Raw genomic sequence first — 12,557 nt, 5'->3', positions numbered from 1 at the left:
CCCCAGAGCACCCCTGACGTGCCGCCGGCGATGCCTGGGCCGATAAGGCCGGCGGCACGTCAGGGGTGCTCTGGGGCGCGGGCCTGCGGGCGCTGGGCGAATCACTGGGGAACCAGGAGACACCCGACGCGGGTGCGCTGGCGGCAGGAATACGCGCCTTCACTGCCAGGATCACCGGCCTGGGGAAGGCCGAAGCAGGCGACAAGACCATGGTGGACGCGCTGCTGCCCTTTACCGAAACCCTGAGCCGTCTGGTGGACGAGGGCGTTGACCTTCGCCAGGCGTGGGCGGCCGCCGCGCAGGAAGCTGAAGAGGCGGCAAAGTCCACCGCGTCGCTGCGGCCACTGAAGGGACGGGCCCGCCCTCTCGCCGAGAAAAGCGTGGGCACTCCCGATCCCGGCGCCACCTCGCTGGCCATGATCTTCACCGTGATCGGTCCGATCCTCGCTGGCGCCGTTTCGTCCCACCCCGTGCCCTCACATCCGGCAGGAGCCCGTTCATGACCGCCGCAACCCCCTCGACCGGACTGCGCCTGGTGGTAGGCGCAGACGAGGCCGGCGTCGACTACAAAAACCGCATCCTGGCCGACCTGCGGGCTGATCCACGGGTCAGTGAGGTCCTGGATATCGGAGTAAACCGCAGTGACAGCCCGCAAGAGTTCAGCAGACCATACCCCTATGTTGGCATCGCCGCGGGGGAACTGATCCGTGACGGCAAGGCCGACCGCGCCATCCTGTTCTGCGGCACCGGGATCGGGGTGGCCATCGCCGCCAACAAGGTGGACGGAATCCGGGCCACCACGGCCCACGACTCCTTCTCCGTGGAACGCTCAGTCCTCTCCAATGACTGCCAGGTGCTCACCATGGGACAGCGCGTCATCGGGGTGGAGCTGGCCAGCCGGCTGGCACACGAATGGCTCGGCTACACCTTCGATCCAGGCTCCGCCTCCGCGGACAAGGTCAAGGTGCTCACGGATTTCGAGGGCTGCTGACGGCATCCTCTCCGGAGGGACTGCGGCCGGGGAAGCGTTAGAGCGGTTCGAGCTGGGGCTGCCGCAGGAACGCCGCGAGGCTCAGGGGATCCCGGCCCGTCAGGGCCCGCACATCCGGTGAGACTCCCGCATGCTCCCCGGCTGCGATCGCTGTGTACGTGCTCACCCACGCATCCAGCTGCCACGGCGGCGCCCCATAGGATGCCCGTGATGCATACGCTTCCTCCACGGTTTCCGGATGGTAGGTGATGCTCCGCCCGGTTTCGGCCGTGATGATTGCTGCGGCCTGGGCCAGCGTGAGCTCCTCCGGGCCGGTGAGGTTGTAGGTGGCCCGTACATGGAGCGCGGGATCCCGCAGCACCATCACGGCGCACCGGGCGATGTCCTCGCGGGCCACGGCCGAGAGCACTCCGTCCCCTGCCGGCCCCCGGATCACGCCGTCTTCGCCCGCCAGCTGCGGCAGGATATCGAGGTACAGGTTGTCCCGCAGGAACGTGAAGTCCATGCCGGAGGCCCTGATCCGCTCCTCAGTGGCGTAGTGGTCCCGGCCTAAAGTGAACGTCGCATCCGGGGCCGCCGCGTAGAGGGAGGTGTAGACGATGTGCTGCACTCCGGCCTCGGCAGCGGCGTCGATGAACGTGAAATGCTGACGCAGCCGGTCCTCGGCCTCCTGCCCCGAAACCATGAACAGCGTTTTGACGCCCTCCAAGGACCTGACTGCCAGGGAGGCATCCGCGTAGCTGAAAACCACCGGCACGGCGTCCTCAAGTCCGGGTGCGCGGGCCGCGTCGCGGACCAGCAACCGCTGGGCTGTGCCGGCGTCGGCCAACTGCCGGGCCACCATCCCGCCCAGTACTCCCGTCGAGCCGGTCACCGCAAGGTCGGGCAGGGCAGTCATGTCTCTCCTAGGCTTCGCGGGTGGCGGGGGACGTGGTCTTCGCCGGATCCCGTTCAGCCAGGGAACCGATCGCATCGTCGATCTTCTTCAGGATCTCCGGCTCGAGGGCGACACCCGAGGCGGCCACGGTGTCCGCAATCTGCTCCGGGCGGGACGCGCCGATGATCGCCGAGGCCACATTCGGATTCTGCAGGACCCAGGCCACGGCGAGTTGGGGCATGGACAGCCCGGCTTCGGCGGCGATCGGCTTGAGGTTCTGGATGCCGGCCAGCACGTCATCACGCATCCAGCGCTCAATCATCCTGGCCCCGCCCTTGTCATCCGTGGCGCGGCTGCCTTCCGGGGCAGGCTGGCCCGGAAGGTACTTTCCGCTGAGCGCACCCTGTGCCATGGGGGACCAGACGATCTGGGACACACCCAGTTCTTCCGACGCAGGCACAACCTCGGCCTCGATGACCCGCCACAGCATGGAGTACTGGGGCTGGTTGGAGATCAGCTGGAAGCCCAGTTCCCTGGACAGCGCGTGGCCTTCGCGAAGCTGCTCGGCGGTCCATTCGCTCACGCCGATGTACAAGGCCTTGCCTTGCCTGACGATGTCCGCAAACGCCTGCATGGTCTCTTCCAGCGGCGTTTCAAAATCGTAGCGGTGCGCCTGGTAGAGGTCGACGTAGTCCGTCTGCAGCCTGTCGAGCGAGCCGTTGATCGACTCCATGATGTGCTTGCGGGACAGGCCAAGATCGTTCTTGCCTTTCGGCCCGGTGGGGCCGAAAACCTTGGTGAAGATCTCCAGGGACTCCCGGCGCTCGCCCTTCAGCGCCTCGCCCAGGACAGTTTCCGCGGCGGTGTTCGCGTAGACGTCTGCCGTGTCGAAGGTGCTGATGCCGGCGTCGAGCGCTGCCCGCACGCACTGGGTGGCGACGTCGTTCTCCACCTGGGAGCCGTGGGTCAGCCAGTTGCCGAACGTGATTTCCGAGACTTTGAAGCCGCTGTTTCCGAGGTATCTGAATTCCATGGTTTTCACGCTAGCCGAGATGGCGGCTCACGGTAAGGGCTTTCCAAAACAACGACGGCGGTGGTGGGTGGCGCGCTCAGCGGCGGCGGAGCTCCGCGTACTCCAGTGACGGCACCACGGCTCCGGCGTCGCGTTCCACGAAGTTGGTTCCCGGCGGCACGAGTTCGTCGATCGCATCAAGCACCGATTCGCCCAGCAGGCTGTCCGCGGCCTTGAGGTAGGCGTTCAGGTGCTCTTCGGTGCGCGGGCCGATGATCACGCTGCTGATGGCCGGATGGTTCAGGGCGAAGCCGATGGCGAGTTCCACCAGGGAAATCTCCAACTTATCCGCCAGCCGTGCCAGCGAGTCCGCGGCCAAAAGTTTCCGCTCGCTGGCCGGTCCGGAAATGTCGTACCGGCCCGGCAACGAATGCACGCGGGCCGGCGGCTTGCCGGCGTCCAGGACGAAGTCGCCGGACAGCCACCCGCCCGCCAAGGGGCCGTACGCCAGAACACCCAGCCCGTACTGCTGGGAGATGGGGAGGACGTCGCGTTCATTGCCGCGGACCAGCAGGGAATAGGGGACCTGGTTGCCTACCGGCGGGATCAGGTGGTTGGTGGTGGCGAGCCATTGGGCCTCCACCAGTTGTGCCGGGGTGAACACCGAGGTGCCGTAGTAGAGAATCTTGCCCTGGCGGATGAGGTCGTTCAGGGCCGTGATGGTCTCCAGGACGTCAGTGTTGTAGTCCGGCCGGTGCGCCTGGTACAGATCGATCCGGTCCGTCTGGAGCCTGCGGAGGCTGCCTTCCACTGCCTGCATGATCCAGCGGCGCGAGTTCCCGGAATGGGCCGGGTTGGCGCTCATCTGGCCGTGGAACTTGGTGGCCAGGAAGACGTCGTCGCGGCGGCCGCGGAGTGCGCGCCCCACCACCTGTTCGGACTCACCCTGTGAGTACACGTCCGCGGTGTCCACCGCGGTGATGCCGGCGTCCAGGGCGGCCTGGATGATGCGGATGCTCTCATCCGCGCCGGTGGGCGCGCCGCCTGTCGGGACGCTGCCCGGGGAGGTGCCGGGGCCTTCGCCGAAGTTCATGGTGCCCAAAGTGAGCGGGCTGATGGGCGTGCCCGACCGGCCGAACACACGAAGTTCGCTGAGGCTCATCCCCGGCTCCTGACGATCGATGTCCCACGCGTTTGCTGTGGATCGTCACGACGCTACACAGATTCGGGACCGGGCAGCAGGAAAAGGCCACAGTCCTTAGCTTTTCGTAGCACGGGGTAACGCAGGCCCGCACCGATGACGGTTTGTGAAGCAGCAGTGCGGTCAGCGCCTGTCGGCAGGCAGCTTCGCTTTGAGGATGCTGGCATGTCCGGACAGGGACAACAGCGAGCCGGTGTCCAGCGGCGACAACGGAGCGGGCTCCGAGGGTTTCTTGAAGGACCGCGGCACATCACGGGCAGGACGGTCCTGGTGCAGCGCCGACTCCACCAGGGGCGCCACGGCCACCACTTTTTCCGCCGGCACGCCGGGAGCGGGCAGGTCGCGGACCGAGATGGTGATTTCCGGTGCGGCGGCCCGGGCCCGGGCCATGGCGCGGGCGTCTGCTTTGGCGACGGCCGCTGCCCAGTCCTCAGCCAGCACCGGCGGTTCCCGGCGCGCGGCGGTCAGGAGCGGGTGGTGTTCCACAGCGTCCTGCAGCCGTGGCCCGAGTTCGGACGGTTTCAGGAGGTTGCGGCCGTTGCGGACAGCCTTGCGCCAGTCTCGTGGCTTAAGCACGACGGCGGCGGCCGCCCGGCTGTGTGCCTGCGCGGTGGACACCGCTGCTGAAGCAGCCGAGGAGGCAGCTTTGTTCGCCGAGCTGTGCAGGGTGCGGGTATGACCCAGCAGAACGCCGGTTTTGGCACGAAGCACCCCGGCGCGGGCCGGCTTTGTCCTCGAAGGGGCCCCGCCGTCGTCGTGCGTTGAATGTTGCGGTGACGCGGAAGCGCCCGGCGCCTGAGTCCCGGAAAAGCGGACCAGCGGGAGGGTCTCGTTCCTGGGACGCCTGCCAAAGAGGGCCATGACGAAGAGGGCTGCCAGCCGCCCCACGCCGGCGATCACCAGCGTGAGAATCACCAGCAGGAACAGCCCCAGGAACATCAGGAATGCCAGGCCCAGTGTGCCGAAAAAAGTCAGGTGGAGAGCGATCGTCGTTGAATCTCCCACGTGCACTTCTCCTCTCTGCGGCTGCGGCGTCCGTCCCGGAAACCACTGCCAGCGGGCAACCGGCCCCTCCACCACCTTACGGACTATTTGCGGGCTGTGCCGCCGGTGGAGGGGGCCCGGTGGAGGTTTGTTCCGAACCTGTTACCGGATGTGACAATGGCGCCTGCGCCTAGAATCGGAAGGGAACAAAGCGTCCGCCGAACGGTGGCTGGCGCGCAACCGGCCGGAGCAAAATGCCTGAAAAACCACTCGACACCAGCAACTGCGTTTGCCTCTCCGGCCTGGCCTATGCCGAATGCTGCGGACGCTTCCACGCCGGCCAGGCAGAGGCCGCCACGGCTGAGCAGCTGATGCGTTCCCGCTACAGTGCGTTTGCCCTGCTCAACACCGAATACCTGCTCAAAACCTGGCACCCGGACACGGCACCTGCCGGGCTGGAACTTGATCCCACCATGGAGTGGCGGCGCCTGGACATCCTGTCCAGCAGCCGCGGCGGCCCGCTGGACACCGCAGGCACGGTCGAGTTCAACGCCCACTTCAGGCACGACGGCGAACGCGGAGTCCAGCACGAAAACAGCCGCTTCGTCCGCGAGAACCGGCGCTGGTATTACGTTGATGCTGTGCTGCAGGACTAGCTCTCGCTGTACGTTGCATCCGGGGTGAAGCCTGCCCGGTCCACCTTGCGGTGGAAGTGCATGCCAGCCAGTCCGCCAAGGACCGCTCCGGCGAGGGCAACAACGGCCACCACAATGGCGGCGATGATGCCCATGGTGCTCAGCTGGCCCTCGTTGATGGGGATCCGCGGGAAGCTGTTCAGGTTGGCCAGGATGTTGAACTGCTGGCCGGCGATGATGCCCAGCAGGGCCACCACAACAGCGGCGATCAGGGCCCAGATCCACACCATAAAGCCCTGCTTGGCGCCGTTGAAGCGCGCCATCCTGCCGGCCACGTAGCCGCCCGAATAGTAGGAGACGAACAGGATCACCAGCAGGACGATCATTCCCACCAGCCCAACGGTGCCGTTGGTGGCCACCTGGTTGAGGGCCTCGTTGACATCGGTGCTGTTCGCCAGGCCAACCGCCGTTCCCAGAGCCGCCACGAAGGCGGTGAGGAGAACTGACATGCCGGTCGCCGCCAGCCAGCCGAAGAAGGCGGAGCCCACCTTGATGCCGCCAAACTGTTCTTTCTCGCGGGCCACCGCGGTGTGCCGGTCCGTCAGGCTGGGGTCGGTCAGGCGCGGATCGAGGACCGGCGGGTCCTGTTCGGCAGCGGCCGGATCCGGCTGGTAGTCCCGTTCAGCGGAAGGCGCCGGTGTCCGGTCGTAAACACGGGTGGGTTCGCCGCCGGCGAAGGCCTGGTCACGAGCAGTTTCACTCCGTAGATTCTCATTCCGGGCAGTCCGCGGAAGTTTGTCCTCTGGGTTCGTTAGGTTGCTCATGGGTCAACTCAACCACTGGTTCGCCACGATAACAAGGATGCTTACCATCGTGCTAGCGGTACCTCCGGTGCAGGTTTTCTTTGGTGGAAGCGCCCGGCGTCGCGTCAGCGATCCACGGGCCGGTGCCCTCCGACTGGTCCAGGACCCCGGCCTCGAGCCAGGTGTAATCGCCGGCGAGGACCTTGCGCGAAAGGTCGCGGTCGCCGTCATCGGTGTTCCGCCACAGCTCGTCAAAGTACCCGTCAACGCGCACGCGTGACTGCTCGCAGAATGCCTCGGCGAGCTCGTAGGCGGTGGCCGCGCGGTCCGGAGCGGTGCGCAGCAGCATCTCGGCCCGCGAGCAGCTTGCTGCCATCGCAAACAGCTCGGCTCCGATGTCCACTACCCGGCCCAGGAACGCCTGCTTGAGTTCAAGCTTCGCCTGCCACCGGCCCATGCCGTAAAAAGTCTGCCGGGCCAGCCGGCGCGAGGAACGCTCCACATACCTCAGTTGCTTTCCCAGCCGGCCGAACTCGCTGTAGGACCGGGGATCCATGCCGGCGCCGGCCACCAGCTTGGGCAGCCACCTGGCATAGAAACCGGAAGCCCCGACGGCGGCCCGCGCCTTCTCCTGCAGGCTCGCTTCCATGGACCCGAGGGCGCCCGCGGCGGCAAGGTGGGCATCCACGGCTTCGCGGGCGATGAACAGTTTCATGATTTCCGAGGAGCCCTCGAAGACCCTGTTGATCCGGAGGTCGCGGAGCTGCTGCTCCGCCGGAACCGCCCTTTCGCCGCGGGCCTCGAGGGACTCGGCCGTCTCGAAGCCGCGGCCGCCGCGGATCTGGACCAGTTCGTCGGCGATCAGGTAGCTGATCTCGGTGGACCACAGCTTGGCCAGGGCCGCCTCGATCCTGATGTCCTTCTGGCCGGCATCGGCGAGTTCCGCAGACAGCTCGAAGACGGCGTCCAAAGCAAAGGTCGTGGCAGCGATGAAGGCGATCTTCTTGCCCACGGCCTCGTGTTTGCCCACCGGCTGCCCCCACTGGGTGCGGGCATTCGACCATTCGCGGGCGATTTTCAGGCTCCAGCGGCCCGACGCAACGCACAGCGCCGGGAGTGAGAGCCGGCCGGTATTCAGCGTGGTCAGGGCGATCTTCAGGCCCTGGCCTTCGCGTCCAAGCCTGTTCGCCGCCGGGACCCGGACCTGGTGGAAGCGGGTCACCCCGTTTTCAATGCCGCGCAGTCCCATGAAGGAGTTGCGGTTCTCCACGGTGATGCCGGGAGAGTCCATCTCCACCACAAAGGCGCTGATGCCACCCTTGTGGTGCGAACCGTCGGCGTCGGTGCGGGCCGGCACCACAGCCATCACCACCACCAGCTCGGCGATCACGCCGTTGGTGGTCCAAAGTTTCACGCCATCCAGAACATAGGATTCGCCGTCGTCCGTGGGAACTGCGGTGCTGCCCATCCGGGCAGGGTCACTGCCAACATCGGGCTCCGTGAGCAGGAAGGCAGTGATGGCCCCGGTAGCGCACCGGGGCAGGTATTCGCGTTTTTGCTCCGGGGTCCCGAAGACCTTAACGGGCTCAGGGACGCCGATGGACTGGTGGGCCGAGATCAGGGCGCCGATGCTCGGGTGGACACTGCCCAGCAGCGCGAGGGCACGGCCGTAGTAAACCATGGACAGGCCCAGGCCGCCGTACTCCTGGGGGATCTTCATGCCGAAGACTCCAAGGTCGGCCAGGCCCCTGATGTATTCATCCGGGATCTGCGAGTCACGCTCGATCACCCGGCCGGACATGGTGCGGGCGTACTCGGTGAGGCGCTCCATAAAAGCCTCGCCGCGCTCCACGTCCTCGGCCTGGGCCTTAGGCCACGGGTGGATGAGGCTGAGGTCGAAGTCTCCCAGGTACAGTCCCTTGGCGAAGCTCGGCCGGTCCCAGCCCTTTTCACGCGCAGCCTCGGAAAGGGCGCGGGCTTCTGCCGCAGTAGCCTCGGGGCCGATGTTACTGGCAGCGACCGGGACGTCCGCGGCCGGAGCATCGGCTGCAGCGGTGTTGGCGGCAGGACTGTCGGTTGCGGAGCTCATGGGGTATCTCCTCTGCCCGGGATGGCCGGTTCAAGCCATGGATCCGCCGGGTTGGAGAACCCTTCAGCTGTCCCCTTAGATTACCCGCGGGTAGCTTCCGGTGCTAGGGGTTGGCTGGCCCTGGAAGTCCCCGGGGACCTCGACAGTTGAGGCGTGGTGCACCAGCCGGTCCCAACCATGGTTGATGCCGTGGACCACGGCCAGCAGCGAGGTGGAAACGAGGAACCAGGCAAGCTTTCCCACCCCCACCAGGACCAGGGCAAGAAACCCCGCGGTGAGGATGAAAGCCACCAGGAGCAGGCCGAAAACCAGGGTTCCGACGAATACCATGGTGGCCGTTTCCACTGCACTTAGATCAAACTGCATGCTTCCCCCTGCTGCGCCATTGCTTCGGTTGAGACCAGTAGCACGAGCGTAGGGGCAGGCCGCCGCCGCATCCAGAGCGGCGGCGCCCATAATGCCGGGTTGGTATGGGATCGAAATGCTACCGCGAGGTAGGTAACGGAGCGATCGCGGAACCCTCACGCACTCCCACCCAACGCGGGGTCACTCCCCGCCCGATAATGCCGTTGCATCGGGCCGGAAGTGACCCCGCGTTGGGTTGGGAGGGTCTGCGTTAACCTTGTAGTTGGCAGTTTTCGCGTTTCCGCGCTGCCCCAACCAACCCCCAGCAGCTGAAGGAGAGTGCGTGCCCCGCTCCGCCGCGTCATCCGCTGATGCGATCAGCGCCCGGCTCCGGGACCTCGAACTCCTGACCAAAGGACCCGCCTGGGCGCTTACCCGATCGGCTCCCTGGGTCATCGCCGTCCTGCAGGCCTCCTTCACCCGCACCCGCCCGCAGCTTCCGCTGGAGGAGTTCCACGCCGACGTCGACTCTTTCCTTGAGCAGTTGCGGCGCCAGGATCCGGGGCTGGGAGGCTCCGGCGACGGTCCTCCGACGGGGAAGAAGTATGCGGACGAGTGGACACGCAAGAACTTCCTGACCCGCCGAAACCAGTCCGGACAGATTGTCTACGAGGTCACCGAACCCGCGGCCCGTGTCCTCGCCTTCCTGGACAGCCTCTCCAGCGAGCGGTCCACCCTGAACGGTTCCCGGCTGGGCACCCTGTTGGGGGACGTGGAGAAGCTCGCCAACGAGACAAACCCGGACCAGAGCGCCCGGCTCGAATCCCTCGAAGAGGAGATCGGCGAGCGGCGGCAACTGATCCAGGACATCAGCTCCGGCGACTTCGACGGCCTCCTCGATGACGACGAAGCCGTGGAGGCTGCAGGCAACATCCTGGACCTGGCCGCAAGCCTGCCCGCCGACTACAAAAAGATGCGCGACCGCATCGAGGAACTGGTGGGCGCCCTCCGTAACCAGATCATCGAGGAATCGCTCAGCAAGGGCGCCACCATGGCCCAGGTCCTTGAGGCGGACAAGCGGCTCCGGCAAAGTCCCGAAGGCAGGACTTTCCGGTCCTTCACGGCGTTCCTGGAGGACCCCCAGCAGCAGGTCCGGTTCCGTTCGGCCATCGGCGAGGTGCTCAGCCGGCAGTTCGCCGACGACCTGTCCCCGGAGGACCGGGAGACGCTCAAGAACCTGGTGGCTGAACTCCGCCACCAGCACGGCCAGATCCAGCGCATCTACGGCAAGCTCAGCGAAAGCCTGAACACCTACGTCCAAAGCGATGACTTCCGCCAGTCCGTCCGCCTCCGGAAGGTCCTCCGCGAGGCCGAGCAGGCCATCAGGTCCCTGCCGTACGAACGGGAACGGCCCGGCCTGGTCCGCGGCCCGGTGCTTTTCAACGCCGGGTTCGAATCCCTGGCCATGGTCAAGCTCTACGATCCGGACGAGTTCGCAGTGCCACCCAAGCTCGCCGATCCCATTTCCTTCAGCGACTCGGACCGGGTGCGCTCGCCGAGGACGGGCAAGGCCCGGCCGGAGGCCATCCGGGCAGCCGTTGCCGGAGCCAACACCCTTGCGGAGGCCTGGGCCCAGTTGCCGGTGGAAGAGCAACACATCAACTCCATCCGGGCCCTGCTCGCGCACGCGCTGCAGGCCGGAGCGAATTTCGACCGCGAAGCCTGGGACGGCCTCGACTTCGAACAGATCGACGGCACCACCCGCAAGGCATACCTGCCGGTGGTCACCCTGAAGAAGGATTGACGATGACTGAAGAGATCACGACGGCGGCGCCTCCCGTTGAGGAGGACTCGCACCTTGCGGAGACCGCCCCCGCTGCAGAGGTGCCGTCCCACAGTGAACGCCCCTTCACAGTCACTCCCCGGGACACCTTTGTGGATGGTGCTGCGCTGTTCCCCGGCGATACCGGGGTGCTCACTATGAAGGTGCGCCAGGCGCTGGTGAAGCTGCTCAAGGGACCGTACGTGGATGGCGGCCGCGACGAGAAACTCTGGACCACGCTGCTGGACAACCAGCTGATCCTCCGCAGCCGGCTGTCCGAACTTTTCCTCACGCTCCAGCTGGACCACGAACGCAAGATCGCCGTCCTGCGCCCGGTCGATCCCGAGGCGATCGGCGGCAGCACCCGCTCCAGCATCCTGCGCCAGCAACGCGCTCTGAGCCGGGTGGAGACCATCGTGCTGCTCCGGCTGCGCCTGCTGCTGGACCGCCACGTCACTGCCCAGACGGACCCCACCATCACGCGCGAGGAAATCGCCGACCTCGTGGCCCACTACCAACCCGCCGGACAGCAGGACGCCCTGCGCGACTCGGACGTTGTCACCCGTGCCATCACCAAACTCCTGGCCCGCCAACTCCTCCTCGCCACGCCCCTGGATGACGTCTACACCATCTCCAACGCCCTCCCCCTGGCCCTGCCCTTCGAAAACATCGGCGACATCCCGGCCCAAATCGAAGCCCTCGTGGCCGCCACGACAGATGCCACGGGCACAGAAGCGATGCTGGAGCTCGACGGCGACCACCAGGAAGCAGACAGTGCCGAGGACGACGACGCCGATGCCGCCCCCGCCCCTCCGCCGGGCGACTCTGCTGCAAGCAGCGAGTCGCCCGGCTCCGATAGCGGGTCAGGACTTCCCGCCGCTCGCAAGCTCGCGTCGGGGCCCTCGTCCATCCCCTTAGAAGCCACTCCCTGGGCGGCATCGGCGTCGTCTCCCGTGGGTGCGCAGGTTCCGGGTATGAGCGGTGACGCCGGCGACATGCGGCATCGTGCGTCTAAGCGAGGAACGAGCGAGCACGCAGAGCATGTGTCCGGTGACGACGCGAACCCAACCACAACAACGGAGAACAACAAGTGAGCATCGCATCCATGCTGCCGATGGGCGAGCTCACGAACCCGGGCCAGATGCGCCTTGCGTTGGTGCAGGTGGTCAACTGGGGGACGTTCCACGGGGCCCACACCATGCACGTGGACCGGAACGGAACGCTGCTGACGGGCAACTCGGGCGTGGGAAAGTCCACGCTGTTTGACGCCATGCTGCGCGTGTTTGATGCGAGGCCGCGCTCAAATGAGGCGGCGGCCCAGCGCGCGGGCGGTGCTGTGGAGGACAAGAGGACCACGTTCACCTACATGCGGGGCAAGGTGGGCGACAAGGCGGTGGGCGAAGGCTCGGCCAGCGCGTTCCAGCGTCCGGGTGCCACGTGGTCCGCCGTTGCGCTGACGTTCGATAACGCGGCGGGCACCCGTGTCACGGTGTCCGCCCTGTTCGACGTGCCCAAAAACGGCACCGAGTCCAGCGTCGGCCGCTTCTACCTGATCGACAACAAGCCGCTGGACCTGCCGGCCATCGAGGACATCACCGAAAAGCGCTTCACCAAGGCCGCGCTCGAGGCCATCTTCCCCGACGCCCAGATCTTCGATGTCCACAAGGCATTCGCCGAGCGTTTTCGCCGGCTGCTGGGGATCAGCTCGGACCAGGCGCTGCCGCTGCTCCGGGTGATCCAGGCAGGCAAGGGCCTTGGTGGAAGCGTCAACACGTTCTTCCGCGACCAGGTCCTGGAT

The 12,557-nt window shown here is 66.4% G+C and carries 11 protein-coding genes and 2 pseudogenes; 6 read left to right on the top strand and 7 right to left on the bottom strand.

What is annotated here, in order from left to right; translation table 11 throughout:
* Positions 1–20 precede the first annotated feature (20 nt).
* Positions 21–503 (top strand): annotated as a pseudogene (locus DBR22_RS16575) (DAK2 domain-containing protein); the annotation flags it as partial.
* Positions 500–991, top strand: a complete 492-nt coding sequence (locus DBR22_RS16570; protein WP_108599922.1) for an RpiB/LacA/LacB family sugar-phosphate isomerase — start codon at positions 500–502, stop codon at positions 989–991. The pseudogene DBR22_RS16575 and the gene DBR22_RS16570, both read left to right, overlap by 4 nt.
* A gap of 37 nt (positions 992–1,028) precedes the next feature.
* On the opposite strand, the gene DBR22_RS16565 is transcribed toward DBR22_RS16570, so the two are convergent.
* From DBR22_RS16565 to DBR22_RS23930, 4 genes are all read right to left on the bottom strand, one after another.
* Entirely contained in the window at positions 1,029–1,889 is an 861-nt protein-coding gene (locus DBR22_RS16565; protein ID WP_108599921.1) for an SDR family oxidoreductase, read from the bottom strand.
* 7 nt (positions 1,890–1,896) lie between these two features.
* Entirely contained in the window at positions 1,897–2,901 is a 1,005-nt protein-coding gene (locus DBR22_RS16560; protein ID WP_108599923.1) for an aldo/keto reductase family protein, read from the bottom strand.
* 76 nt (positions 2,902–2,977) lie between these two features.
* Positions 2,978–4,042: an aldo/keto reductase gene (locus DBR22_RS16555; protein WP_108599920.1), complete on the bottom strand. Its 1,065-nt coding sequence runs from the start codon at positions 4,040–4,042 to the stop codon at positions 2,978–2,980.
* A gap of 162 nt (positions 4,043–4,204) precedes the next feature.
* Positions 4,205–5,086 (bottom strand): hypothetical protein, encoded by an 882-nt coding sequence (locus DBR22_RS23930; RefSeq protein WP_181365218.1) that lies wholly within the window; start codon positions 5,084–5,086, stop codon positions 4,205–4,207.
* A gap of 233 nt (positions 5,087–5,319) precedes the next feature.
* Here DBR22_RS23930 and DBR22_RS16545 point away from each other — a divergent pair, with 233 nt between their 5' ends.
* The gene (locus DBR22_RS16545) at positions 5,320–5,721 is read left to right on the top strand and encodes a YchJ family protein (RefSeq protein WP_108599919.1); all 402 of its coding nucleotides are present in this window, start codon (positions 5,320–5,322) and stop codon (positions 5,719–5,721) included.
* Here DBR22_RS16545 and DBR22_RS16540 read toward each other — a convergent pair.
* The 3 genes from DBR22_RS16540 to DBR22_RS16530 all read right to left on the bottom strand — a co-directional run bounded on the left by DBR22_RS16540 (position 5,718) and on the right by DBR22_RS16530 (position 8,958).
* Positions 5,718–6,524 (bottom strand): TIGR04086 family membrane protein, encoded by an 807-nt coding sequence (locus tag DBR22_RS16540; protein WP_108599918.1) that lies wholly within the window; start codon positions 6,522–6,524, stop codon positions 5,718–5,720. The two genes, DBR22_RS16545 and DBR22_RS16540, sit on opposite strands and share 4 nt — an antisense overlap.
* 52 nt (positions 6,525–6,576) lie before the next feature.
* Positions 6,577–8,592, bottom strand: coding sequence for an acyl-CoA dehydrogenase family protein (locus DBR22_RS16535; protein ID WP_108599917.1), 2,016 nt, complete (start codon positions 8,590–8,592; stop codon positions 6,577–6,579).
* 75 nt (positions 8,593–8,667) lie between these two features.
* Positions 8,668–8,958 carry a hypothetical protein gene (locus DBR22_RS16530; RefSeq protein ID WP_108599916.1) on the bottom strand — a complete coding sequence of 97 codons (291 nt, stop codon included), beginning with the start codon at positions 8,956–8,958 and terminating at the stop codon, positions 8,668–8,670.
* A 322-nt stretch (positions 8,959–9,280) separates the two neighbouring features.
* Here DBR22_RS16530 and DBR22_RS16525 point away from each other — a divergent pair, with 322 nt between their 5' ends.
* The 3 genes and pseudogenes from DBR22_RS16525 to DBR22_RS16515 form a co-directional block, all read left to right on the top strand.
* On the top strand, positions 9,281–10,741 hold the full coding sequence (locus DBR22_RS16525) for a DUF3375 family protein (protein WP_108599915.1): 1,461 nt from the start codon (positions 9,281–9,283) through the stop codon (positions 10,739–10,741).
* 2 nt (positions 10,742–10,743) lie between these two features.
* Positions 10,744–11,568 (top strand): annotated as a pseudogene (locus DBR22_RS16520) (DUF4194 domain-containing protein); the annotation flags it as partial.
* A 281-nt stretch (positions 11,569–11,849) separates the two neighbouring features.
* On the top strand, positions 11,850–12,557 hold a 708-nt coding region (locus DBR22_RS16515; RefSeq protein WP_308810227.1), incomplete at its 3' end, for an ATP-binding protein.

The organism is Arthrobacter sp. HMWF013 (assembly GCF_003061105.1).
Lineage (GTDB): Bacteria > Actinomycetota > Actinomycetes > Actinomycetales > Micrococcaceae > Arthrobacter.
This window is presented reverse-complemented; position numbering and strand designations above follow the sequence as displayed.

Bases quoted from the DNA above. Each gene is read 5' to 3' on its own strand.
- DBR22_RS16570 (WP_108599922.1), top strand. From the start codon at position 500: ATGACCGCCGCAACCCCCTCGACCGGACTGCGCCTGGTGGTAGGCGCA.
- DBR22_RS16565 (WP_108599921.1), bottom strand. From the start codon at position 1,889: ATGACTGCCCTGCCCGACCTTGCGGTGACCGGCTCGACGGGAGTACTG.
- DBR22_RS16560 (WP_108599923.1), bottom strand. From the start codon at position 2,901: ATGGAATTCAGATACCTCGGAAACAGCGGCTTCAAAGTCTCGGAAATC.
- DBR22_RS16555 (WP_108599920.1), bottom strand. From the start codon at position 4,042: ATGAGCCTCAGCGAACTTCGTGTGTTCGGCCGGTCGGGCACGCCCATC.
- DBR22_RS16545 (WP_108599919.1), top strand. From the start codon at position 5,320: ATGCCTGAAAAACCACTCGACACCAGCAACTGCGTTTGCCTCTCCGGC.
- DBR22_RS16540 (WP_108599918.1), bottom strand. From the start codon at position 6,524: ATGAGCAACCTAACGAACCCAGAGGACAAACTTCCGCGGACTGCCCGG.
- DBR22_RS16535 (WP_108599917.1), bottom strand. From the start codon at position 8,592: ATGAGCTCCGCAACCGACAGTCCTGCCGCCAACACCGCTGCAGCCGAT.
- DBR22_RS16530 (WP_108599916.1), bottom strand. From the start codon at position 8,958: ATGCAGTTTGATCTAAGTGCAGTGGAAACGGCCACCATGGTATTCGTC.